We start from the raw sequence: 22,451 nt of genomic DNA, 5'->3' as shown, positions 1-22,451 counted from the left end.
CATGACGACCAGGCTCGAGCACAACACGACCGCCGGCCGCTACGAGATCTACATCGACGACACGCTCGCCGGCTACGCCGACTACACCGAGACCGTCGACGGGGACAAGCGGATCCGCGATCTCAACCACACCCTCACTTTCCCGGAATTCCGCGGACGCGGGGTGGCGGCCCAGGTCGTCGAGTACGCGCTCACCGATTGCCGGGCGTCCGGCTTCGCGGTCGTACCGACCTGCTGGTACGTGGAGCAATACATCGGCGACCATCGCGAGTACGCCGACCTGGTGGCCTGACGCCGCTCGCGCGGTGCTTCAGGCGCGGCACCGCCACACCAGGAACTGACGGTCGCCGACGGTGCCCATCGCGTCGATCACCTTGGCGTTGTCGAAGCCGGGGAGCTTCTGCAGCCGGCCCAGGAACTCGTTGTCGGCGGCGGAATGCGGGACCACACAGCCGTTCCCGCGGGCACCGATGAGCACGAAGAAGACGTCGTCGGCAAACGGGCCGTCGGCCGTGGTGATGATGCGCACCTCGGCCAGTTCCTGCCACGTCACCTCTTCGATCCGACCGTTGTCCAGGGTGCGGCGAACGAACCTGTCGGTGATCTCGACGCCAGCCATGCATCAATATTGCGCTGCGAAAGCCGTTGGGACAATTCCGAATTCGCCCGATTGCGACTGAACGAACATTTGCGATTGCAGATGTTCGTACTCTTCGGACTCCTTCGCGGCAACACCGTTCTACCAGCGAAAATTGCCGGTAGTTCACTGGAATTCGACGGTTCGGTACCGTAACGCACCCCGGCGAACGGGCCCGGCGTGACGCGCCGCGTGCTGTCACACTTCGGTCGATGTCACAAGGCGTCGACATCGCAGCGGCGCGGCCGGGCCAACGGCCTCCGAAATACGTTGTGGCAGTTGCGGTCAGCTCACTCGGGTACAGTAGGCACACCTCCAGCCGAGGGGCGGTGGACCTGGTCCACACACCGCGCCCAGGAAGGAGGTGGTGGGGATGGCGAAACATCGCCGGAAGAAGAGCAAGGCCCCGGTCGACTACGGCATCATCTTGACTGCTGCTGCCGTGATCGCCGGGGCGCTCATGCTGGTCCGCTGGATGTGGACTAGGTAACCCACCAGGTGGGGCGTCGTTCCCGCGGCGTCCCACCGCCAGCATCACTTGCGTGACCACATCATGCTATCAACGAAGCATGCTGTCATGCCAGCATGATTTGTACGCCGGGATCAGCGCAGCAGCTGACGCGACATGACCAGACGCTGAATCTGGTTGGTGCCCTCGTAGATCTGGGTGATCTTGGCGTCGCGCATCATCCGCTCCACCGGGAAGTCGGTGGTGTAGCCGGCGCCGCCGAACAGCTGCACGGCGTTGGTGGTGACCTCCATGGCCACATCGGAGGCGAAGCACTTGGAGGCGGCGGAGATGAAGCCCAGGTTCTTCTCACCACGCTCGGCGCGGGCGGCGGAGGTGTAGACCATCAGGCGCGCGGCCTCGACCTTCATGGCCATATCGGCGAGCATGAACTGGGTGTTCTGGAAGTCGGCGATGGCCTTGCCGAACTGCTTGCGATCCTTGGTGTAGGCGATCGCGGCGTCCAGCGCACCCTGGGCCAGGCCGACGGCCTGCGCGCCGATGGTGGGCCGGGTGTGGTCGAGGGTCTGCAGCGCGGTCTTGAAACCGGTGCCCTCGGCGCCGATGATCCGGTCGCCCGGGATGCGGCAGTTCTCGAAGTACAGCTCGGCGGTCGGCGAACCCTTGATACCCAGCTTGTGCTCGAGCGGGCCGACCACGAAGCCCTCGTCGTCCTTGTGGACCATGAACGCGGAGATGCCGTTGGCGCCCTTCTCCGGGTCGGTCACGGCCATCACGGTGTACCAGGTGGACTGGCCGCCGTTGGTGATCCAGCACTTGGAGCCGTTGATGACCCAGTCGTCACCGTCGCGGCGGGCACGGGTGCGCATGGACGCGGCGTCCGAACCGGCCTCGCGCTCGGACAGACAGTAGGAAGCCATCTTGCCCGCGACGATATCGGGCAGCACCTGCTGCTTGAGCTCCTCCGAGCCCTGCAGGATCAGACCCATGGTGCCGAGCTTGTTGACCGCCGGGATCAGCGAGGACGACCCACAGACGCGGGCAACCTCCTCGATCACGATGCAGGTGGCGACGGAGTCCGCGCCCTGACCGCCGTAGGTCTCGGGTACGTGCACCGCGTTGAAGCCCGCGGCGTTCAGCGCGTCCAGGGCCTCCTGCGGGAACCGGGCGTTACCGTCGACATCCTTCGCGTACGGCGCGATCTCCTTCTCGGCCAGGCCGCGAATGGCCTCGCGCAGCTCGTTGTGGATGTCGTCCAGTTTGAAGAGATCGAAATCGGGGTTGCCCGCCATGGGTTCACTCCTGGTCGTCGGATTTCGGATTACGCCGCGAATTCCAGTACTGCCACGCTGCGGCACTCAGTGCCAGTCGGCTTTCAGTATACGCCGCGAAGTAGCGACAACATGAGAGGATACCCCCACACTAGCGTGGCACTCAGTGCCAGTTGCGGCGATGCGCTCACAGATTATCGAGTCGATCGGCCAGCAGCTCCGCGACCTGCCGCGCGGGCATCTCCCGGGGGAATACGGCGACCACCATCTCGCTCGACGCCGAAGCCGACGATGCGGATGCCGATGCGGGCACGATCGCTCGCACGGCCGCCCGCAGATCCGCCACGCTCGCATCCGACCGCCCCCGCACCATCCGTCGCAGCAGATAGTTGTGGGTGGCGGTCACCGCCGCGCTGAACTGGATGAGCTCCAGATCGGCCACCTCGGGCAGACGACTGCGCAGATAGTCGGTGAACAGCCGCTCGTACCGGAACACGGTGACGATCTCGCGATCGCGCAGCGCCGAAGCCTGCCGGACGACCCGATAGCGGCGCGCCGCCAGCTCCCTCGTCTCGGTGAAACGCTCGAAGATGCCGACCACCGCCTCCCGCACGGCTTGCCACGGATCACCCTGCGCCGCAGCGAGATACGCCTGCGCACGGGCGAGCTGCTCCTCGTGATCGGCGAAGACCACATCCTCTTTCGATCGGAACTGCCGGAAGAACGTCCGCCGCGAAATCCCCGCCGCCTCCGCTATCTCGTCCACGGTCGTCGCCTCATAGCCCTGTTCGGCGAACAACCGCAACGCCTGGCCGACCACGGCCAGCCGGAACTCCGCGGAGTCGGCGGCACGAACGGGAGTCGAATTGTCGCTGGGCACTCCCCAACGGTAGCCGTGCGGCCTCCCGCGAAACTCCACGTGTCGTCGGCGCGGGGGCGAGTGCCGGCGCGCAAGAACTGTCCCCACCCCAGGGAACTGCGGATAATAAAACAGTTCGGGACATAAACGGATGGGCGCGGATCATCGCGGGTGACCGATCGCGACTGTCGCCGCCCGTGGAGGTGCGGATGATCGTGTACGTGCCACACTGCAGCACTGGGGGGCGGCGATGAGTCCCACGGATCACTATTGGGTCGTTCCGAAACTGGAAGACCTGCTGCCCAGCTATGCCTCGCCGACGTTGAAGGCGATCGTCGCCACCACCCGTTCCGCCATCCAGGCCAATGTCGACAATCTGGGGGCGGGCACACCCTCACGCGCCCCGAAGTACATCAAAATGCTGCGGGACAACAACCTGATCGACGAGAACAACCGCGCCACGTCGACCGAGGATCACAACGCCGTCGTCCGGTCGCTGACCGAGATGAAAACCACCCTCGACAACAACGACAAGGGCGTCGACAGCTCGACCTTCGGAACCTACTCCGCGGCGGGATCGGCCAACGAAGACATCCAGGATGCGGTCGAACGCCTCCGAAACACCATTTCCGACACCGCTCGCGCCAACGGTCCGAGTGTGAATCGCGATACCGGCGAGCAGTTCTGGCCCGAATCGGTGGAGGGCCCGCTGCGCACCGCCTGTGCCACCGCCGCGGCCGATGTGGAGGACGCCATCGAGACCGCGACGACCGATATCCGCCGGCACGCCGACCACATCACCGGGTCACGCCCGGACAACCCGACGCCCGTCGGTTACGGCGGCACCGCCGTCCCACTGACGACCCCGTGGAGCGGCCACAACTACGTCCCGCCCCCGAATGCCGACACGCTGCAGAAGATCGAGGGCTTCGCGCGCAACGAACTGGGTGTCACCGAAGGGCCGAACAACCATGTGGACCGCCCGTACAACATCGACGACGCCTGGTGCTCGTCGTTCGCCACCTGGGTCTGGAAACAGGCCGGCATCGACGTGCCGTGGACGAACAAGAATCTGGTGTCCGCCGTATGGTCGGATGCGGTCGCCCGCCGGCTGGCCGACAACATCGCCGACGCCCGCCCCGGCGATCTCGTCGTCTTCGGCGGGCAGAACCACATCGGCGTGATCGTCGCTCGTAACGGCAACACCATCACCACGATCGAAGGCAACTCCGGCGACGCGGTCCGCCAACACACCTACGACCTGTCCAGGAGCAATTTCACCGGCGTCGTTCACCCGCCGGCCGACGCTCGCGTCCCGGTCACCGCCTGACGGTTCCGCGCTGTTCGAACCGACCGGGCTAACCCAGCAGGCGGGTGCGCAGGGCCTCGTCCTTGTCGAGGACGAGCTTCTCCAGGTCGGACTGGAACCGTTCCATGCGGCTGCGCAGCTGGGGGTCGGCGGCGGCGAGGATGCGGACCGCCAGGAGCCCGGCGTTGCGGGCACCGCCGATGGAGACGGTGGCGACGGGGACACCGGCCGGCATCTGCACGATCGAGAGCAGAGAATCCATACCGTCGAGGTGTTTCAGCGGCACCGGGACGCCGATCACCGGCAGCGGGGTGGCCGAGGCGACCATACCGGGCAGATGGGCGGCGCCACCGGCACCGGCGATGATCACCTTGACGCCGCGACCGGCGGCCTCACGGGCGTAGTCGAGCATGCGCTGCGGGGTGCGGTGCGCGGAGACGACACCGACCTCGAAGCGAATTCCGAACTCCGCCAACGCTTCCGCGGCCGCCTCCATCGTGGGCCAGTCGGAGTCGCTGCCCATGATCAAGCCGACCGCCGGAGCGGAGCCCGCGGAGCGACCATCGATTCCGTTACTCATGGGGATCCCATCCATCGGTCCACACCGCGTGCGACATCCAGTGCGCCGCCCGTTCGGCCTTCTCCCGCACCTCGGCCACATCGTCGCCGAGGATGTTCACATGCCCGATCTTGCGCTTCGGGCGCTCGCCCTTGCCGTAGAGGTGCACCTTCGCCTCCGGGATCCGGGCGAACAGGTGATGCAGTCGCTCGTCCATCGACATCGTCGGCGCCTCGGGGGCGCCGAGGATATTCGCCATCACGGTCACCGGCGCCAACGGTGTGGTGGCGCCGAGCGGATAGTCCAGAACCGCGCGCAGGTGCTGTTCGAACTGGCCGGTGACGGCACCGTCCATACCCCAGTGGCCGGAGTTGTGCGGGCGCATGGCCAATTCGTTGACCAGCAGCTCACCGCCGTGGGTTTCGAACAGCTCGACCGCCATCGCGCCGGTGACGCCGAGTTCGGCGGCCAGCCGCAGCGCGAGCGATTCGGCCTCGGTCGCCGCGTCGTCGGACAGGTCCGGCGCCGGCGCGATCACCACGGCGCACTGCCCTTCGCGCTGCACGGTCTCCACCACGGGCCAGGCCGCGGCCTGCCCGAACGGCGAGCGGGCCACCATCGCGGAGAGTTCCCGCTTCAGATCCACCCGCTGCTCGGCGAGCAGCGTCACCCCGCGCCCGAGCTGATCGGTGACCAGACGCTCGGCCTCGGCGGCCTCGTCGATCATCCACACCCCACGCCCGTCGTAACCGCCACGGACGGCCTTGAGCACGAACGGTCCGTGCTCGGCGAGGAAGCCGATGGCGTCGGCGACCGACTCGACGGCGGTGAACGCCGGAACCGGCACTCCCATCTCGGCGAGTTTGCGCCGCATCGCGAGTTTGTCCTGCGCGTACACCAGCGCGGCCGGCGGCGGCTGCACATTGACGCCCTCGGCTACCAACGCGTGCAGATGTTCGGTCGGCACATGTTCGTGATCGAAGGTCATCGCGTGGGTTCCGACGGCAACCTTGCGAAGCGCCGCGAGGTCGGTATGCGATCCGAGCACGACCTCGGGGCTGACCTGAGCCGCCGGATCGTCGGGCCGCTCGGCCAGCACCCGCAGGCACTGCCCCAACGCCACCGCGGCCTGATGCGTCATCCGGGCCAGCTGGCCGCCGCCGATCATCGCGACGGTCGGCATGCCACCACCCTCGAAACTACGCGAAACCGGCATCGGTTCACCTTCGGCAACTCCTTGCACCCCGGTGGAGGGGTCCATCGATGGCCCACTACGCTCGCTCACAGCCCACCATGTTGTCATGGCCGCCGAAGTCACAACGAGTGCGGGTTGATTGCCCGCGGGAGCGCGGACGTAGACTCGTCGGGTGTCATTTGTCGACGATGTGGTCAACATCCTGCCCAAAGCACTCCGGGACCTGGCAATCCGCCATCACGAGCTGATCAAGTTCGCGATTGTCGGAGCGACCACCTTCGTCATCGACAGCGGCATCTTCTACATTCTCAAATTGACGGTGCTGTCGCCGAAACCGATCACCGCCAAGATCATTTCCGGCGTTATCGCGGTCATCGCGTCCTACATCCTCAACCGGGAATGGTCCTTCAAAGGCCGGGGTGGGCGGGAACGTCACCACGAGGCGCTGCTGTTCTTCGTCGTCAGCGCCATCGGCGTGCTGCTGTCGAATCTGCCGCTGTGGATCTCGCGCTACGCCTTCCACCTGCACGTTCCCGATGTCAGCCTGACCGTGGAGAACATCGCCGACTTCGTCAGCGCCTTCATCATCGGCAACATCCTGCAGATGGTGTTCCGATTCTGGGCGATGAAACGCTGGGTGTTCCCCGACGAAATCGACGCGCTGGTCGAGGAATTCGAGGATCTGTACGAGGAAGAAAGGCCGCTCGGCAGCAGCTGAGCCCCGTCGCGGAAACCGGATGATTACCGGACGATCCGCGTATCCGTCGGCATATTTCCGGGCCTGCGATATTCGTCACGAATGCGCGCAACGGCCGGTTGGACCACATTCGTTCAGCGCGGTTCGCCGACCACTCCGTTACCGGATCGCCCGGCCGTCGGCTTTCCCAGAAATACCGCGAACAGCGCCGGCCGTCGGCGTTGCAGTTCCAATCGACCGCCGTCGGCCTCGATCAGCGCACGCGCCAGCGCCAGCCCCACCCCGGTCGATCCGGCCCCGGAAAAACCACGGTCGAAGATGTGCGGAGCGAGCTCGTCGCTGACTCCCTCGCCCTCGTCGGCGACCTCGACCGCCACCAGCGGCTCCCGATCCGGACCGCCGTAGACCGTGCGGACCGACACCGTGCAGTCGCCGCCACCGTGGACCAGGGCATTGTCGACCAGCACCGCCACCGCCTCGCGCAGGCGTGAACCGGTCACCGGCGCCCGCAGCGCGGGATCTCCGGACAGGACGAGTTTGCGCCCGGCCTCGGCGAACGGATGCCGCCACTCGGTGACCACCGCGCGCAGCTCCGCCACCACCGGCACCGGTTCGTGATCGGCGGCATCCTGATCCCGGGAGTCGCGGACCAGTTCGTCGATCGCCTCGGTGAGCCGGTCGACCTGCGCCATCGCCTCCTCCGCCTCCTGCACGACCGCGGGATCGGAATGCGCCGACAACTCGTCCAGCCGTAGCCGCACGGCGGTCAGCCGGCTGCGCAACTGATGGGAGACGTCGGCGACCAGCGCGTGCTCACGCTGCAGCCGGCCCGCGATCTCCACCGTCGCCGAATCGAGAACATCGGACACCCGGTCCAGTTCGGTGATGCCGTGCCGTCGCGGGTCCGGCCGGAAATCGCCCTTGGCCAACCGCGCCGCCCGGGCGGCCACGTCCCGCAGTGGGTCGGCCACCCGCCGCGCGGTCACCACCGCCACCGCGGCGCCCGCCGCCAGGGAAGCCAGCGCCACCAGGGCGACCGCGCCGACGGCCTGCCGCTGCATCGAATGCATCGGGGCGGCGGGCACCTCGAGCCGCAACGAGCCGGAGGTGCCCATCGACAGCGATTCCACCACCGGGTTCTCGACCTCCGGCGCGCCGGCGTCCACCCGCAGTGCCGCGTCCTCCGGGGTGGGATAGATGATCGTCAACCGGCCGTCGGGCGGGATCAGCGGACGCACCGACCGCAGATCCAGCACGCCGTGGACCAGGCCGTCCTCGCGTTCCTGCCCGACGATCTCCACCGACATCCGGTCCAGCCGGGCACGCAGATCGCTGCGCGTGATGTCGGCGACCCACTGCCACGCGGTGAACGCCAGCGGAATGCCCAGCACCACCGTGGTGAGCGTCAATGCCGCCAGCATGGACAGCAGAATCCGGCGTCGCATGCGTGATCAGTCGGTATTGAAGCGGAAGCCGACACCGCGGACGGTGACGATGCGCCGCTCGGCCACCGGGCCCTCGTCGCCGATCTTGCGCCGCAGCCAGGACATGTGCATATCGAGGGTTTTGGAACCACGCAGATCCGCGTCGCCCCACACCTCGCGCAGAATGGTCTCGCGCGGCACCACCTGCCCGGCACGGTCGATGAGCACCTTGAGCAGTTCGTATTCCTTGTTGGCCAGGTTCACCTCGTGCCCGTTGACCAGGACCCGCCGCGCCGCGGGTTCGAGCCGCACCCCGCCGATCTCGACGGCCTCGTCGCCGATTCCGCTGCGCCGCAGGAGCGCTCGCACCCGGGCCAGCAATTCGGCGAGCCGGAAGGGTTTGCCGACGTAGTCGTCGGCGCCCGCGTCGAGGCCGACGACGAAATCGACCTCGTCGGTGCGGGCGGTCAACATCAGCACGGCCAGATCGGCACCGCGAGCGCGCACCTGGCGGCACACCTCGAGGCCGTCCATACCCGGCAAGCCCAGATCCAGGATGAGCAGATCGTGTTCACCCTCGAGGGCCCGGCGCAGCACGGCGGGACCGAAACTCTCGACGGTCACCGAATAGCCCTCACGCCCGAGCGCTCGCGAGAGCGGAGCGGCGATGGCCTCGTCGTCCTCGGCCAGCAGTACGGCGGTCACTGCACCAGATTACTGGCGAACCGGGCCGATCGGGCCGAGCGGGCATCGCGGACTCGCTACCGAGCGGTCCTACGGGCGGTGGCCGTACCGCGGGTCTTGAAATTGGTCGTAGCGCGGATCGCCGTGCGGATTGTCGAACACCTGGTGGTACAGCAGCGAATGCACCCGCTGCACATTCGGAATGTCGTCGTACTCCAGCGGATCACCCGAGGCGGCATCGATGATCAGGGTGCCGGTGCCGAGCAGACGGTCCGACAGTCCGTGGCGGAACTGCACACTGGAGATCCGATTCATCGGGATGTCGATGCCGGTATGGGTCAGCACCCCTTCGCGCACGAGCACCCGCCGGTCGGTGATGATGAAATGCGTTGACTTCCAGCGAATCACCGGGCCCAGACAGCGCCACAGCACCAGCAACACCCAGACCGCGACGATCACCAGCAACACCACGGTGCGGGTGCTGCCCTCCGTGTTCCGCCACGCCAGCCCGCTCAGGAACCCAGCCAGCGCAGTGGCGAGGATGAAGGTGAGCGCCGGCAAGAACAGCATCTTCCAGTGCGGATGACGGTGCAGTAGCAGCTGCTCGTCCGGCGCGAGCAACTCCTCCGGATAACCCATACGCGAACCCTACCCCCTGTCGATGCGGGAACGGCTGACAGCGAACGCCGTTGTGCTGCACAATCAGCAGCTGTCTCGGTCGACGGTACCGGACCCACGGGTCCGGCGAACCGACAACGCCCGTGGCAGCGGTTCCGGGCCGCGGCGCTGCTTCGATGCGGCCGGCCCGAGGTGTTACCGGAAGTCCCCCTTTGTGAACGTGTGATGTGCGACAGCGGAGGCGTGTGTGACCAAGGATCTGACCCAGCTGGAAATCCTGACCGAGCTCGAGCCGGTGGCCGAGCAGAACCTGAACCGGCATCTGTCGATGGCCAAGGAATGGCATCCGCACGACTACGTGCCGTGGGACCAGGGCCGCAATTTCGCCGCGCTGGGCGGCGTGGACTGGGCGCCGGAGCAGTCGAAGCTCAGTGAGGTCGCCAAGGTCGCGATGATCACGAACCTGCTCACCGAGGACAACCTGCCCTCGTACCACCGTGAGATCGCCGAGAACTTCTCCCAGGACGGGGCGTGGGGCACCTGGGTCGGCCGGTGGACCGCCGAGGAGAACCGGCACGGCATCGTGATGCGCGACTACCTCGTCGTCACCCGCGGCGTCGACCCGGTCGCCCTGGAACAGGCCCGCATGGTCCACATGACCAACGGTGTGCACTCACCGGAGGACTGGGGTGGGTTCCTGGAAAACGTTGCGTACGTGACCTTTCAGGAACTCGCGACACGGGTGAGCCACCGCAATACCGGCAAGGTGTGCGACGACCCGATCGCCGACCGCATGCTGCAGCGCATCGCCGCCGACGAGAACCTGCACATGATCTTCTACCGCACGCTGTGCGGGGCGGGCCTGGATCTGGTGCCGGATCAGGCGATGGTGGCGATCACGAAGGTCCTCACCAATTTCGTCATGCCCGGTGCCGGGATGCCGAACTTCCGCCGCAACGGCGTACTGATGGCCAAGCACGGCATCTACGATCTGCGCCAGCACCTGGAGGAGGTGGTCCAACCGGTGCTGAAGAAGTGGAATATCTTCGACCGCAACGATTTCGGTGCACGTGGCGAGCGGGCACGCGACGAATTGGGCGCCTTCGTCGCCAAACTCGAACGCGATGCGGCGCGTTTCGAGGAGCAGCGTGACCGGCTGCTCGCCCGGGAGGCCGCCCGGGAACTGGCGAGCGTCTGACCGGCGGCGGCCATCACCTCCGCGTACGCAGGCGAGGTCCGCCGATGTGCCTGCGCCCCAGGTCTAAGAGGGCGTCTGAGATCTCATTCGCTTGGCCCGCTGGTGCGGGCCAGGCGACGTGTGAGGGTGTGGATGGCGGCGATGTAGACCATGGCTTCGTGGTGGTCGGGCCGGGTTTCGTAGTCGCGGACGCATCGGCGGTGTTTGACCAGCCACCCGAACGTCCGTTCTACCACCCAGCGGCGGGGCAGGACTTCGAACCCGGTCGCGGTGTCGCTGCGTTTCACGATCTGGATCGTCTGGGAGAGCACAGTTTTCGCCCAGATGACCAGTCGTCCGGTGTAGCCACCGTCGGCGAACACGTGTGTGATGGTGGTAAAGCGGGACGCCACAGCGGCCAGCAGCCGGTGCGCGGCATCACGGTCCTGGATCGAGGCGGCGGTGATCACGACGGCCAGCAGCAGCCCGCTGGTATCGGTGGCGATATGCCGTTTGCGGCCCTTGATCTTCTTGCCCGCGTCGTACCCGGCCGTGCCCGCGGCGACAGTATCGGCGCCGCGGACGGTCTGCGAGTCGATCACCGCCGCCGTGGGCTGCGCATTACGCCCAGCGCGGACCCGGGCGCGATCACGCAGCGCATCGTGGATGCTTTGCCACGCACCGGTTTTCGTCCACCGCCGGTAGATGTCGTACACGGTTTTCGCGGGCGGGAAATCGTGCGGCAGCAGCGCCCAGGCGATCCCGCCGCGCGAGAGGTAGAAGATCGCATCACACACCAGCCGCCGCGGCCACTTCTCCCGCCGACCACCCTTGCCGCCGCAATTCCCAGGTGGCGGCAGCAGCGGCTCCAGGATCGCCCACTCCTCGTCGGTCAGCGACGAGGACGGATAGAACGGGCACTTCGGCGCCTGGCCGTGGGCCGGGCACGACAAGCACAAGCAGGTAAGCGACACTGGCACAGGGACTCTCGGATAGCGGCTACAGGTGTGGTAACCCCAGTCGTACCGGGAGTCCCTCTACACACCTGCCGTCACACGCCGACCAGTGACCGAGATCTCAGACGCCCTCTAACGATCAGACCGGGCGCAGGTGCGTGACATCGCCGGCCGTGACCGCCCGATCGCCGATGATCAGCCGGCCGCTCGGGTCGATATCGGTGGCGACCCCGGTGAGGACCTCGCCGCCCGGCAATTCCGCGCGCACCTGAGCGCCGAGCGTGGCGCAGCGGTCCCGGTAGGCGGCGGCCAGTGCCGTGACATCCCAGTCCGCCGTGCGCCATTCGTCGAAATGCTTCGCGAACGCACGCAGCAATGCCAGCGCCAGTTCGGTCCGGTCGACGTCACGAGCACCGGCCAGCTCGAGCGAAACCGCATGCGGCACCGGCAATTCCGCTTCGGTCAGGCTCACGTTCAACCCGACCCCGACGACCACGGCGGGCTCGCCCGAACCCGACGCCACCTCGGCCAGGATGCCCGCCACTTTCCGGCCCTCGATCAGAACATCGTTGGGCCATTTGAGATTGGCGTCCAGACCCGTGGTGGCGCGGACCGCGTCCACGACGGCAACGCCGGTCAGCAACGGCAGCCAACCCAACACGGCCGCATCGATTCCCCCGAGCCGGACCAGAATCGACATCGCGATCTGGGCGCGGGCCGGGCTCACCCAGGAGCGCTCGTGCCGGCCACGGCCGCTGTCCTGGAATTCCGCGATCAATACGCGGCGGTCCAGTTGCGGGTCCACCGCCCGGGCGATCAGATCCGCATTGGTCGAGCCGGTCGACTCGACGACCTCGACATCGGAGAAGAACGACAGATCGAGTTGCTCGGCGACAGCGCGTCGCAGGGTTTCGACATCCAACGGTGGCCTCTGCACGCCTGCAGGCTACTCCTGGGTCCCGGCGTCACCGCTACGCCGCTCCGCTCTCGGTCCGCCGGCGGCGGACCGGCCCGGTCCCGAGCCGGTCCGCCGCCGGTTACGTCATCGAACCAGGCCGTAGCCCGTCTCGAGGCGGTCCCCGATCGCCATATCGTCGTACGCCGGTTCGTCGAGCTCGGCGCCGAACTCCGCGCCGGGCTCGGACCGGACGTCCGGGTCCACCACGGTCGGCGTGGATTCCCCGGCCGACCGGGTCCATGCGGTGGCCGCACCCCGCTCCGCGACCGCCCTACTCCATTCCCACATCGCGCACCTCCTCCCCGGTGCTGGTTCGGAGTCTTCACGGTACGGGGCCCTACCCGCGGCAGGCCACCGATTTTCCGCGTAACAGATGCGCGGCACGGCGAAAACCACTGTGCCGCAGCTGGTTCGGCGACTATTACAGCGGTTGCAGGCCGAGCGCACCGGCGACGAACCGGCTCACTGCCGTACGCCCGGACTCGAGCGCGGAATCGAATCCGTCGCGCGCCCAGCCGGAGATTTCGGCGGTACCGTCGGGTTTCGGGGTCACCACGATCTCGGCGACCATTTCGGCGGTGGTCGGCTCACAGACCGCCCACGAATATCCGGTCTGCTCGGCCCATTCCCGCGCCCGCCGCTCGACATAACCGGGGTCGGTGATACCACCCGCGGCCAGGGCGGGACGGTCGTCGATCCGCTCGTCGGCGCGCAGCGCGCGCAGATACCAACTCCCGGCGTTGATCTCGATCGGTTCCATCAGCGCCCCCGTCGCCGGTCGCGTCGTTGCCGGCGTTCCAGCCGACGCTGCTCGCGATTGCACTGCTGCAGACCACCGGTGATGATGCCCACGGCCGGAATCAGCAGGAACCACAACCACGTGTGGGTGGTGAAGAACAGCACCAGCGCGATGATGACGACCAGGCCCATCGCCGGTCCGGCGAATTCCCGGCGCCCGCCGGGCTGCGCGGCCGCCGGTTCCGCGGGCTCCGGAGCCGGGATCGCCGCCGGCAGATCGCTGAACACCGGCGCCAGGTCGCCACGGGTGACGGCGTTGGCGATCAGGCCGCTTCGCTCGTCGAATTCCGCGACCGACAACCGCCCGGCGGCGAAATGCTCCGACAACCGCTGCATCGCCTGCTCACGCTCCGCGGTGCCGATGCGGACGTCGGGAGAATCAGCCATGGCACGAGATTACCGCGCGATATCCCCGTGAGCGGGCCGACCGCCGGCCGCCCGGCCACCCACCGCCGGCCGTGCCCCCGGGTACCGCCGGCGGCCCGACCGCACTATGGTCGGGTTATGTTCGGCCACCGCGGCATCGGCTCCGCTGTCGCAGCGTCCGTCGCGGTCGCACGGCCCCGGTTCGGGGGTGGACGCGCGCGCGGATTTCGCCCGGCGCGGCTGTGGCGGCGAGACCCGGTCCGCCGGGTTCGCCACCGCGACTCGCGTTCGACCGTTACGTTGCGGCGGCTGCGGTGAGCGCGCGGGAATTCGGCCGGTATCGGCTCGATCGGCGGCTCGGCCGTGGGGCGGCCGGCGAGGTGTGGTTGGCCTACGATCCCACCGACGCCCGCACCGTCGCCCTGAAGATCCTGTCGGGCAGCGCCGCCGAGGATGCCGATTACCGACGACGCTTCGAGCGGGAAGCCCGCATCGGCGCCCGCCTGACCGATCCGCATATCGCACCGATCCATCACTTCGGCGAGTACGGCGGCCGGCTGTATCTGGATATGGCCTACATCCCCGGTCTGGACGTGGCCCGGTTGATCCGCTCGCGCCCGATGTCGGTGGCCGAGGCCGTCGACATCGTCTCGCAGGTCGCCGAAGCGCTGGATGCCGCACACGCCGCCGGGCTGGTCCATCGGGATGTGAAGCCGGCCAACATCATCGTGCACACCAGCGGTTTCGCCTACCTCATCGACTTCGGCATCGCCCGGGCGGCCGGCCAGACCACCATCACCGCAACGGGTTTCACCGTCGGCACGCTCGCCTATATGGCGCCGGAACGCTTCACCGGACACGGCGACGGGCGGTCGGACGTCTACTCCCTCGCCTGTGTGCTCTACGAATGCCTCACCGCGCGTAGACCTTTCGGCGACACCGATGCGGTGCAGCAGTTGCACGCCCATCTGCATCAGCCGCCGCCGCGCCCGTCCGCGGTCGACGGCCGGATTCCGGCCGCCCTGGATGCGGTGATCGCGCGCGGGATGGCCAAGCGACCGGACGACCGGTACCGCACGGCCGGTGAGTTGGCGGGCGCGGCCCGGGCGGCGATCGGCGCGACCCCGGTCCCCCGCACACCCCCGGTCCTGCAACCGGAGTCGGCGGCGGATACCACCGCTGCGCTGCCGCCCGAGCCGGTCGGCCCCCGGCCGACCCTGGTCCTGCCCGGAGCCGTCACCGAGGGTGGAGCGCAGGCCGCGCCCCGCCGACGCGGCACGCCGCCGACCGCCCCCGGACCGGCCGGCCACCACGACATCCCGGTACCGCGAGGTCCGGTTCCGCCCGTTACCCGACACCCGCGACCGGCCCCGGCGCGCAGCGGCACGGCCACACCGGAAACGCTTGGAGCACAGAGTTTTTCACGTCCGGCCCGCCGACGGCCGCGGTTCGCTCCGGTCGTCGCGCTGATCGGCGCCGCCATCGTGCTCCTCGCGGTCGTCGCCGGGTGCACCGCACTGCTCAACGGTGGCGGAATCTACGTCCGCACCCCCTCCGATCCGGGTGCGACCACTCTCCCCGCGGCCCCGCCCACCGAGGCACCGACCACACCCGAGCCGGAGTACACGACGGCGGTCGTCCCGCCCCGCTGGACCATTCCGCTACCCACCGGAATACTGCCGCCGTTCCAAATCCCCGGCGCCGCGGCACATCCCGCCGATCGGTGACGCCACCGGGCGTAGCGACGGCCCGGCTCGTACGGCGACCATGGCCGGCGCGACGGGCGGGTCTCCCGAAACTGCCGCGGCCCCGCTCCTTCCGGAGCGGGGCCGCGGTCGAAATCCCTCGGACTACTTGATTTCGGCGAGCACGGTGCCCTGGGTGATGGCGGCGCCGGCCTCGACGGCCAGCCCGGTCACGACACCGGACTTGTGGGCGTTGACCGGGTTCTCCATCTTCATGGCCTCGAGCACCGCGATCAGGTCGCCGGCCTCGACCGACTGGCCCTCCTCGACGGCGACCTTCACGACCGTGCCCTGCATCGGCGCGGTCACGGCGTCACCGGACGCGGACGACGCGCCCGCACCGCCACGCTTGCGCGGCTTCGGCTTCTTGCGCACGACACCGTTGGCGCCACCGGCGGGCACACCCGTGCCGACGGTGAACTGACCGGGCAGCGAGACCTCGAGCCGGCGGCCGCCGACCTCGACGACCACCTTCTGCCGGGCGGCCTCCTCCTCGTCCTCGATGGGCTGACCACCGGTGTACGGCTCGATGGTGTTTTCCCACTCGTTCTCGATCCACTTGGTGTAGACGTCGAATTTGGTGCCGTCGCCGATGAAGGCCGGGTGCTCGACGATGTGCCGGTCGAACGGCAGCACCGTGGCCAAGCCCTCGATCTCGTACTCCGCCAGCGCGCGTCGCGCCCGCTCCAGCGCCTGGGTGCGGGTCTCACCGGTGACGATCAGCTTGGCCAGCATCGAGTCGAACTGTCCGCCGATCACGCTGCCCGCGACCACACCGGAATCGACGCGCACACCCGGACCGGACGGCTCCTTGTAGACCGTGACCGGACCCGGTGCGGGCAGGAAGTTGCGGCCGGCGTCCTCGCCGTTGATGCGGAACTCGATCGAGTGCCCGCGCGGGGTCGGGTCCTCCTTGATGGTCAGCTCCTCGCCGTTGGCGATCCGGAACTGCCAGCGCACCAGGTCCAGACCCGAGGTCTCCTCGGTGACCGGGTGCTCGACCTGCAGACGGGTGTTGACCTCGAGGAACGACACGGTCTCGCCCTGCACCAGGTACTCCACGGTGCCGGCGCCGTAGTAACCGGCCTCCTTGCAGATCCGCTTGGCGGACTCGTGGATCTTGGCGCGCACCTCGTCGGACAGGAACGGCGCGGGCGCCTCCTCGACCAGCTTCTGGAACCGGCGCTGCAGCGAGCAGTCGCGGGTACCGGCGACGATCACGTTGCCGTGCTGGTCGGCCAGCACCTGGGCCTCGACGTGGCGAGCCTTGTCCAGGTACTGCTCGACGAAGCATTCACCACGGCCGAAGGCGGCGGTGGCCTCACGGGTGGCCGAGTCGAAGAGCTCGGGGATCTCCTCGATGGTGTGGGCGACCTTCATGCCGCGGCCACCACCACCGAAGGCGGCCTTGATGGCCACCGGAACGCCGTACTGCTTCGCGAATTCGATGACCTCGTTCGCGTCCTTGACCGGGTCCTTGGTGCCCGCGGCCATCGGAGCCTGCGCCCGCTCGGCGATGTGGCGGGCGGTCACCTTGTCACCCAGGTCGCGGATCGACTGCGGCGACGGGCCGATCCAGATCAGCCCGGCGTCCAGGACGGCCTGCGCGAAATCGGCGTTCTCGGACAGGAAGCCGTAACCGGGGTGGATCGCGTCGGCGCCGGACTTGCGCGCGGCGTCGAGGATCTTGTCGAACACCAGGTACGACTCGGCGGAGGTCTGGCCCCCGAGCGCGAATGCCTCATCGGCCAACTTGACGAAGGGCGCGTCCGCGTCCGGTTCCGCGTACACGGCAACGCTGGCGATACCGGCATCCTTGGCGGCCCGGATCACACGCACCGCGATCTCGCCCCGATTGGCGATCAGGACCTTCGTGATCTGCGCGCTGGCATGGCTGGCCACTGAGCCTCCTGTGCTTTGGAACTAACGTCTCGGCTGAGTGTAGGCAGTGTGCCAACAGACGCCGAACATGGATAGGGCTACCGAGCGGTAGGACCTACCCGTGAGGTGAACAACACCTTAGACGGACTGTGTCGCCGCCGACACGCCGACCGGGGCGGAACCCGGTTCACTTCCCTTGACGATGGGACTGCGCACAGCGTTGCTCCACTCGGTCCACGAACCGTCGTAATTGCGCACATTTTTCACGCCCAGCAGCGCGGTCAGCACGAACCAGGTGTGCGCGGAGTGCTCGCCGATGCGGCAGTAGACGATGGTGTCGTCGGCATCGAGCAGACCGGCGTAGATGTCCTCGAGTTCGGCCCGGCTGCGGAATCGGCCGTCGCCGTTGACGGCGGCAGTCCAGGGAATGTTCACCGCGGTCGGAATGTGGCCCGCGCGCAGCGCCTGCTCCTCGGGACGGTCCAGGATACGGTCGCATTCACCGGTGTATTCGACCGTTGCCCGCACGTCGACCAGCCCCGTCCCGGCGGCCGAGCGACTCAGCCGCGCGCGCACATCGTCGAGGAATGCCCGGGTGCCGTGGTCGTCGCGCTCGATCACCGGATAGTCACCCAACCCGACATCGGGGACCTCGAAGGCGGTATCGCGCGCTTCGGAGATCCAGGCGTCGCGTCCCCCGTCGAGCAGCCGCACATCGGGGTGACCGAACAGGCCGAAGACCCAGGCGGTGGCGGCCGCGGTGCCGTTCGCCTTGTCGCCGTAGACGACGACGGTGTCGTCGCGCGCAATCCCCTTGGCGCGCATGAGTTCCGCGAACCGGGAGCCGTCGATCACATCCCGGGTCAGCGGGTCGGTAAGCTCGGCGCGCCAATCGATCTTCACCGCCCCCGGCACATGCCCGATGTCGTAGAGCAGGATGTCCTCGTTGGACTCCACGATCGCGAGGCCGGGCGCACCGATGTTTGCGGACAGCCACTCCGTGGTTACTAGTCGTTGTGGGTATGCATGGGAGCCGAAGGATGGATGAGGGTCCGGGGCGACGGGCACGGTGGAAGATCCTTCATGCGTGGTAGACGGATGGTCGGCTGTGCAGTACCGATCGTAGGTGCGAAGAATGAGCGTCGGCGGTTTCACATCACGAATCGGATGAACAGCGATTAAGTCGCAGCGTCGTCCGATAAAGTCACACGGGAGGAGGGGTGAGCTATGTCCGATTCTTGGCCACGACGGCGCCTGCTAGCGATCCTACGCGGCGCCAGCGAGCCTCTCGATGCCCAGGAACTGGCGAGAATCACCGGACAGCACGTCACCACCGTTCGTTTCCATCTGGATGTGCTCACCCGCGAATCCCTGGTGCGGCAATTTCAGCAGCCCCCGCGGGGCCGGGGACGGCCCCGGATCGGCTACACCGCCGTGCAGCGATCGGTGGGTTATCAGGACCTCGCGCAGGTGCTCGCCGACCAGCTCGGCAGTGACCCCCGCCGCCGCTCCGATCTGGCCGTCGCCGCGGGCCGCGCCTGGGGCGCCAAGGTGGAACAGCTCGAACAGCCGATCGCCACGCTCGACGACGCTCGCGACGTCGCGGTGACGGTGAGCTCGGAGCTGGGCTTCGCGCCCGAGCGCGACCCCGCCTCCGAAACGGACGAACAGCTCAACATCCGGCTCACCGCATGTCCCCTGCGGGAGCTGGCCCGTACGCATTCCGAAGTGGTCTGCGGTGTCCATCAGGGCCTGATGCGCGAGGTACTGGACCGCAACGGCGGCCGTGACGTGGTGAATGTCCGGCTGCACCCGTTCGTGGGCCCGGAACTGTGTGTGATCCGCCTGGAGGCGCTGGCGAGCTCGCTGGTGCCGGATCCGGCGCAGATCCCGGATCAGGCCGCCGGGGCCCCTCGGATTCCGACGCCGTCAGCCAACCGCGTCGGCCCGCAACTGCGCACCGACCCACAGCTGCGCAATGCCGACGCCCACCTCGCCCAGGAGGCGACGCAACAGCGGTAGGCCGATTCCGATGACGCTGGACGGGTCGCCGTCGATCCGATCGACGAACCAGCCACCCATTCCGTCGAGCGTGAACGCCCCGGCCACCTGCAACGGCTCACCGGTGGCGATATAGGCGTCCAATTCGGCCGGTTCGGGCTCGGCGAAATGAACGGTCGTCGTGCTGCAATCGCGCGCGTCGGCGACGATCGCGCCGTCTCGCAACCGCAGCACGCAATGCCCGGTGAGCAGATCGGCGCTGCGCCCGGCCATCTCGGCCCAGCGCGCCCGCGCCACCTCGGGCGTATGCGGTTTGCCCTGCAATACCCCGTCGACCAGCAGCATCGAATCACAGCCCACGACGACGCAGTCGTCGATCAGCCGGGAGGCCGGGGCGGCGAGCACACCCTGCAGATCGGGAGCCGCGGGGTTCCGGTCGGCCGCCGCGGCATCGGCCGACAGCGCCGCGGCCACGGTCCGAGCCTTGGCCTCGGCCAGCGCGGTCACCACACCCGCGGGCGGGGTGTCGGCGGGCAGGGCCGCGGCGATCGCGTCCTCGTCGACGTCGGATATCCGCACCACGGGATCCAGCCCGGCCGAACGCAACACCTGTAGTCGCGCCGGCGAGGCCGAACCGAGAACGAATCCCGTCACGTCAGCCGCGGATGTGCGACAGGTAGGGGAAGGTGTACGGGGAGAACGGCGAGGTACCGCGGTGCATCATGGTCGGCCGGCCCCAGTTGTCGACCGGACCCTGCTCCTGCGGCGCACCGGAATTCGCGGCCGCGGCAGCGAACACGGTGACCAGCGCGGCGAGTTCCTCGTCCGTGGGCGAGCCCTTCAGGATCCGGATGACCGGGCCACCGTGCGGCTCGGCCTCGGGGGCAACGGTTTCGGCGACCTTCGCGTCGTCCTCGAAGCCGTCGACCGCCAAATCCAGTTCAGCGGCGCGCAATATCTCTTCGTCAGCCACAGCCGTCACAGCGCCAACTCCTCCTGTCCATGTGCCGGACCGCGAGGGCCCGGCGTTCGCGGTGCGAGGCGCGCCTCGCGCCGCGAACGGTATTCGTTGCGGCTCTCATCGAATGAGGGCCTGTTCCTACCATCTTCACCCGGATGAGGCAATCGTGCGCGGTACGGCCGCACCGCTCATCCAGAAAGTGTGCCTCCGCTACCGCACATATCGTCGGATCAGAGCGGAATGTTGCCGTGCTTCTTCGGCGGAAGAGTAACCATCTTCCGTTCGAGCAAGCGCAGCGCGGCGACGATCTGGCCGCGGGTGTGCGAGGGCGGGATCACCGCGTCGACGTAGCCGCGCTCGGCCGCCACGTACGGGTTGACCAACGTGTCCTCGTACTCGTTCTGCAGCTCGAGGCGCAGTGCGTCGACATCGGCGCCCTCCGCGGCCGCTTGCTGCAGCTTCTTGCGGTAGACGAAGCCGACCGCGCCCGAGGCGCCCATGACGGCGATCTGGGCGGTGGGCCACGCCAGGTTCACATCGGCGCCCATGTGCTTGGAACCCATCACGTCGTACGCGCCGCCGTAGGCCTTGCGGGTGATGACCGTGATTTTGCCCACAGTGGCCTCACCGTAGGCGTAGAGCAGCTTCGCACCGCGGCGGATGATGCCGTTGTACTCCTGGCCGGTGCCCGGCAGGAAGCCCGGAACGTCGACCAGCGTGATGATCGGAATGTTGAACGCGTCGCAGGTGCGCACGAACCGCGCGGCCTTCTCCGAGGCGTCGATGTCGAGGCAGCCGGCGAACTGGGTGGGCTGGTTGGCCACGAAACCCACGCTGCGGCCGTCGATGCGGGCGAAGCCGACGATGACGTTCATCGCGCGCTCGGCCTGGATCTCGAAGAACTCGTCGTCGTCGACCAGACGCCGGATGACCTCGTGCATGTCGTACGGCTGGTTCGGCGAGTCCGGGATCAGGCTGTCGAGCTCGAGGTCCTCCTCGGTCAGCGAATCCTCGATCGCGCCGACGATCGGGTCGCTGGCCGGGAAACGCGGCGCCTCGGCCCGGTTGTTGCTGGGCAGGTAACTCAGCAGGTCCTTCACCCAGTCCAGCGCGTCCTGCTCGCCGGAGGCGACGTAGTGCGCGGTACCGGACTTCACCATGTGGGTGTGGGCGCCGCCCAGCTCCTCCATGGTGACCTCTTCACCCGTGACGGTCTTGATGACGTCCGGGCCGGTGATGAACATCTGGCTGGACTGGTCGACCATCACGACGAAGTCGGTCAGCGCCGGGGAGTACACGTGCCCACCGGCCGCGGCGCCCATGATCAGCGAGATCTGCGGGATAACACCGGAGGCCTGAATGTTGCGGTGGAAGATCTCGCCGTAGAGGCCGAGCGAGACCACGCCCTCCTGGATGCGAGCGCCGGCGCCGTCGTTGATGCCGATCAGCGGGCGGCCCGTCTTGAGCGCGAGGTCCATGACCTTGACGATCTTCTCACCGTAGACCTCACCGAGGCTGCCACCGAACACCGTCGAGTCCTGGCTGAAGATGCAGACGTCGCGGCCGTCGATGGTGCCGTAGCCGGTGACCACGCCGTCGCCGAGCGGACGGTTGTTCTCCAGGCCGAAGTTGACGCTGCGGTGCCGGGCCAGTGCGTCCATCTCCACGAACGAGCCCTCGTCGAGCAGGGCCAGGATGCGCTCGCGCGCGGTCAGCTTGCCCTTGGCGTGGACCTTCTCGACCGCGGCCTCACCCATCGGGTGCTTGGCCTCTTCCAGCCGATTGCGCAGATCAGCCAGCTTCCCTGCGGTGGTGTGGATATCGGGGGCGCCCGCCGAACCCGGCGAAGGCTGACTCTGGACACTCGTCATGCCCCGGAGTGTAAC

At 67.9% G+C, this 22,451-nt stretch carries 23 protein-coding genes and 1 pseudogene; 6 read left to right on the top strand and 18 right to left on the bottom strand.

The window, feature by feature from the left end:
* Nucleotide 1 precedes the first annotated feature (1 nt).
* Nucleotides 2–292 carry a GNAT family N-acetyltransferase gene (locus tag ON37_RS05320; protein ID WP_040717311.1) on the top strand — a complete coding sequence of 97 codons (291 nt, stop codon included), beginning with the start codon at nucleotides 2–4 and terminating at the stop codon, nucleotides 290–292.
* 18 nt (nucleotides 293–310) lie between these two features.
* Here the strand turns inward: ON37_RS05320 and ON37_RS05315 are convergent, their stop codons facing one another.
* From ON37_RS05315 to ON37_RS05305, 3 genes are all read right to left on the bottom strand, one after another.
* Nucleotides 311–619 (bottom strand): hypothetical protein, encoded by a 309-nt coding sequence (locus ON37_RS05315; protein WP_040717309.1) that lies wholly within the window; start codon nucleotides 617–619, stop codon nucleotides 311–313.
* 621 nt (nucleotides 620–1,240) lie between these two features.
* Nucleotides 1,241–2,398: an acyl-CoA dehydrogenase gene (locus ON37_RS05310; protein WP_040717306.1), complete on the bottom strand. Its 1,158-nt coding sequence runs from the start codon at nucleotides 2,396–2,398 to the stop codon at nucleotides 1,241–1,243.
* A gap of 166 nt (nucleotides 2,399–2,564) precedes the next feature.
* Nucleotides 2,565–3,257 (bottom strand): TetR family transcriptional regulator, encoded by a 693-nt coding sequence (locus ON37_RS05305; RefSeq protein WP_040717304.1) that lies wholly within the window; start codon nucleotides 3,255–3,257, stop codon nucleotides 2,565–2,567.
* Nucleotides 3,258–3,486: 229 nt separating this feature from the next.
* On the opposite strand from ON37_RS05305, the gene ON37_RS30800 reads away from it, so the two are divergent.
* On the top strand, nucleotides 3,487–4,566 hold the full coding sequence (locus ON37_RS30800) for a C40 family peptidase (protein ID WP_051031226.1): 1,080 nt from the start codon (nucleotides 3,487–3,489) through the stop codon (nucleotides 4,564–4,566).
* 28 nt (nucleotides 4,567–4,594) lie between these two features.
* On the opposite strand, the gene purE is transcribed toward ON37_RS30800, so the two are convergent.
* Both purE and ON37_RS05290 read right to left on the bottom strand, forming a co-directional pair.
* Nucleotides 4,595–5,125 (bottom strand): 5-(carboxyamino)imidazole ribonucleotide mutase, encoded by a 531-nt coding sequence (purE, locus tag ON37_RS05295; RefSeq protein WP_051031225.1) that lies wholly within the window; start codon nucleotides 5,123–5,125, stop codon nucleotides 4,595–4,597.
* A complete protein-coding gene (locus tag ON37_RS05290) occupies nucleotides 5,118–6,320 on the bottom strand; it encodes a 5-(carboxyamino)imidazole ribonucleotide synthase (protein WP_040717431.1) in 1,203 nt (400 codons plus the stop codon). Before ON37_RS05290 ends, purE begins: the two co-directional genes overlap by 8 nt.
* A gap of 151 nt (nucleotides 6,321–6,471) precedes the next feature.
* Between ON37_RS05290 and ON37_RS05285 the strand changes: the two genes are divergently transcribed.
* Entirely contained in the window at nucleotides 6,472–7,017 is a 546-nt protein-coding gene (locus tag ON37_RS05285; protein ID WP_040717299.1) for a GtrA family protein, read from the top strand.
* A 113-nt stretch (nucleotides 7,018–7,130) separates the two neighbouring features.
* Here the strand turns inward: ON37_RS05285 and ON37_RS05280 are convergent, their stop codons facing one another.
* The 3 genes from ON37_RS05280 to ON37_RS05270 form a co-directional block, all read right to left on the bottom strand.
* Entirely contained in the window at nucleotides 7,131–8,441 is a 1,311-nt protein-coding gene (locus tag ON37_RS05280) for a sensor histidine kinase (protein WP_040717296.1), read from the bottom strand.
* Between the two features lie 6 nt (nucleotides 8,442–8,447).
* Nucleotides 8,448–9,125 carry a response regulator transcription factor gene (locus ON37_RS05275; RefSeq protein ID WP_030513615.1) on the bottom strand — a complete coding sequence of 226 codons (678 nt, stop codon included), beginning with the start codon at nucleotides 9,123–9,125 and terminating at the stop codon, nucleotides 8,448–8,450.
* Nucleotides 9,126–9,194: 69 nt separating this feature from the next.
* The gene (locus ON37_RS05270) at nucleotides 9,195–9,743 is read right to left on the bottom strand and encodes a PH domain-containing protein (RefSeq protein WP_040717292.1); all 549 of its coding nucleotides are present in this window, start codon (nucleotides 9,741–9,743) and stop codon (nucleotides 9,195–9,197) included.
* Nucleotides 9,744–9,969: 226 nt separating this feature from the next.
* Here ON37_RS05270 and ON37_RS05265 point away from each other — a divergent pair, with 226 nt between their 5' ends.
* A complete protein-coding gene (locus ON37_RS05265) occupies nucleotides 9,970–10,920 on the top strand; it encodes an acyl-ACP desaturase (RefSeq protein ID WP_040717290.1) in 951 nt (316 codons plus the stop codon).
* Between the two features lie 83 nt (nucleotides 10,921–11,003).
* On the opposite strand, the pseudogene ON37_RS05260 reads toward ON37_RS05265, so the two are convergent.
* The 5 genes and pseudogenes from ON37_RS05260 to ON37_RS05240 all read right to left on the bottom strand — a co-directional run bounded on the left by ON37_RS05260 (nucleotide 11,004) and on the right by ON37_RS05240 (nucleotide 13,998).
* A pseudogene (locus ON37_RS05260) lies at nucleotides 11,004–11,881 on the bottom strand (IS5 family transposase).
* Between the two features lie 113 nt (nucleotides 11,882–11,994).
* Nucleotides 11,995–12,792 carry a biotin--[acetyl-CoA-carboxylase] ligase gene (locus ON37_RS05255; RefSeq protein WP_040717286.1) on the bottom strand — a complete coding sequence of 266 codons (798 nt, stop codon included), beginning with the start codon at nucleotides 12,790–12,792 and terminating at the stop codon, nucleotides 11,995–11,997.
* A 105-nt stretch (nucleotides 12,793–12,897) separates the two neighbouring features.
* Nucleotides 12,898–13,101, bottom strand: a complete 204-nt coding sequence (locus ON37_RS05250) for a hypothetical protein (protein WP_040717285.1) — start codon at nucleotides 13,099–13,101, stop codon at nucleotides 12,898–12,900.
* Nucleotides 13,102–13,234: 133 nt separating this feature from the next.
* Nucleotides 13,235–13,573, bottom strand: a complete 339-nt coding sequence (locus ON37_RS05245) for a hypothetical protein (RefSeq protein WP_040717284.1) — start codon at nucleotides 13,571–13,573, stop codon at nucleotides 13,235–13,237.
* On the bottom strand, nucleotides 13,573–13,998 hold the full coding sequence (locus tag ON37_RS05240) for a DUF1707 SHOCT-like domain-containing protein (protein WP_040717283.1): 426 nt from the start codon (nucleotides 13,996–13,998) through the stop codon (nucleotides 13,573–13,575). The genes ON37_RS05245 and ON37_RS05240 overlap by 1 nt, the downstream gene beginning before the upstream one ends.
* Nucleotides 13,999–14,291: 293 nt before the next feature.
* On the opposite strand from ON37_RS05240, the gene ON37_RS30795 reads away from it, so the two are divergent.
* Nucleotides 14,292–15,704 (top strand): serine/threonine-protein kinase, encoded by a 1,413-nt coding sequence (locus tag ON37_RS30795; RefSeq protein ID WP_051031224.1) that lies wholly within the window; start codon nucleotides 14,292–14,294, stop codon nucleotides 15,702–15,704.
* A 123-nt stretch (nucleotides 15,705–15,827) separates the two neighbouring features.
* Here ON37_RS30795 and ON37_RS05225 read toward each other — a convergent pair whose 3' ends face one another.
* Both ON37_RS05225 and ON37_RS05220 read right to left on the bottom strand, forming a co-directional pair.
* The gene (locus tag ON37_RS05225; RefSeq protein WP_040717278.1) at nucleotides 15,828–17,624 is read right to left on the bottom strand and encodes an acetyl/propionyl/methylcrotonyl-CoA carboxylase subunit alpha; all 1,797 of its coding nucleotides are present in this window, start codon (nucleotides 17,622–17,624) and stop codon (nucleotides 15,828–15,830) included.
* Between the two features lie 117 nt (nucleotides 17,625–17,741).
* Nucleotides 17,742–18,671, bottom strand: coding sequence for a sulfurtransferase (locus ON37_RS05220; protein ID WP_040717275.1), 930 nt, complete (start codon nucleotides 18,669–18,671; stop codon nucleotides 17,742–17,744).
* Nucleotides 18,672–18,830: 159 nt separating this feature from the next.
* On the opposite strand from ON37_RS05220, the gene ON37_RS05215 reads away from it, so the two are divergent.
* Nucleotides 18,831–19,625 carry a helix-turn-helix transcriptional regulator gene (locus tag ON37_RS05215; protein WP_040717272.1) on the top strand — a complete coding sequence of 265 codons (795 nt, stop codon included), beginning with the start codon at nucleotides 18,831–18,833 and terminating at the stop codon, nucleotides 19,623–19,625.
* Here ON37_RS05215 and ON37_RS05210 read toward each other — a convergent pair.
* The 3 genes from ON37_RS05210 to ON37_RS05200 form a co-directional block, all read right to left on the bottom strand.
* On the bottom strand, nucleotides 19,533–20,258 hold the full coding sequence (locus tag ON37_RS05210) for a nucleoside triphosphate pyrophosphatase (protein ID WP_040717270.1): 726 nt from the start codon (nucleotides 20,256–20,258) through the stop codon (nucleotides 19,533–19,535). The genes ON37_RS05215 and ON37_RS05210 overlap by 93 nt on opposite strands.
* A 1-nt stretch (nucleotide 20,259) precedes the next feature.
* Nucleotides 20,260–20,586 carry an acyl-CoA carboxylase subunit epsilon gene (locus tag ON37_RS05205; protein ID WP_040717268.1) on the bottom strand — a complete coding sequence of 109 codons (327 nt, stop codon included), beginning with the start codon at nucleotides 20,584–20,586 and terminating at the stop codon, nucleotides 20,260–20,262.
* A gap of 209 nt (nucleotides 20,587–20,795) precedes the next feature.
* Entirely contained in the window at nucleotides 20,796–22,436 is a 1,641-nt protein-coding gene (locus ON37_RS05200) for an acyl-CoA carboxylase subunit beta (RefSeq protein ID WP_040717265.1), read from the bottom strand.
* Nucleotides 22,437–22,451 lie beyond the last annotated feature (15 nt).

The sequence above is a fragment of the Nocardia veterana NBRC 100344 genome (assembly GCF_000308855.1).
GTDB lineage: Bacteria > Actinomycetota > Actinomycetes > Mycobacteriales > Mycobacteriaceae > Nocardia > Nocardia veterana.
The sequence above is the reverse complement of the archived record's forward strand: the minus strand, read 5'-3'. Positions and strand labels throughout refer to the sequence as shown.

Coding starts and splice junctions, on each gene's coding strand:
- ON37_RS05215 (WP_040717272.1), top strand. CDS start 18,831: ATGTCCGATTCTTGGCCACGACGGCGCCTGCTAGCGATCCTACGCGGC.
- ON37_RS30800 (WP_051031226.1), top strand. CDS start 3,487: ATGAGTCCCACGGATCACTATTGGGTCGTTCCGAAACTGGAAGACCTG.
- ON37_RS05250 (WP_040717285.1), bottom strand. CDS start 13,101: ATGTGGGAATGGAGTAGGGCGGTCGCGGAGCGGGGTGCGGCCACCGCA.
- ON37_RS05240 (WP_040717283.1), bottom strand. CDS start 13,998: ATGGCTGATTCTCCCGACGTCCGCATCGGCACCGCGGAGCGTGAGCAG.
- ON37_RS05315 (WP_040717309.1), bottom strand. CDS start 619: ATGGCTGGCGTCGAGATCACCGACAGGTTCGTTCGCCGCACCCTGGAC.
- ON37_RS05310 (WP_040717306.1), bottom strand. CDS start 2,398: ATGGCGGGCAACCCCGATTTCGATCTCTTCAAACTGGACGACATCCAC.
- ON37_RS05280 (WP_040717296.1), bottom strand. CDS start 8,441: ATGCGACGCCGGATTCTGCTGTCCATGCTGGCGGCATTGACGCTCACC.
- ON37_RS05200 (WP_040717265.1), bottom strand. CDS start 22,436: ATGACGAGTGTCCAGAGTCAGCCTTCGCCGGGTTCGGCGGGCGCCCCC.
- ON37_RS05290 (WP_040717431.1), bottom strand. CDS start 6,320: ATGCCGGTTTCGCGTAGTTTCGAGGGTGGTGGCATGCCGACCGTCGCG.
- ON37_RS05270 (WP_040717292.1), bottom strand. CDS start 9,743: ATGGGTTATCCGGAGGAGTTGCTCGCGCCGGACGAGCAGCTGCTACTG.
- ON37_RS05320 (WP_040717311.1), top strand. CDS start 2: ATGACGACCAGGCTCGAGCACAACACGACCGCCGGCCGCTACGAGATC.
- ON37_RS05245 (WP_040717284.1), bottom strand. CDS start 13,573: ATGGAACCGATCGAGATCAACGCCGGGAGTTGGTATCTGCGCGCGCTG.
- purE (WP_051031225.1), bottom strand. CDS start 5,125: ATGAGTAACGGAATCGATGGTCGCTCCGCGGGCTCCGCTCCGGCGGTC.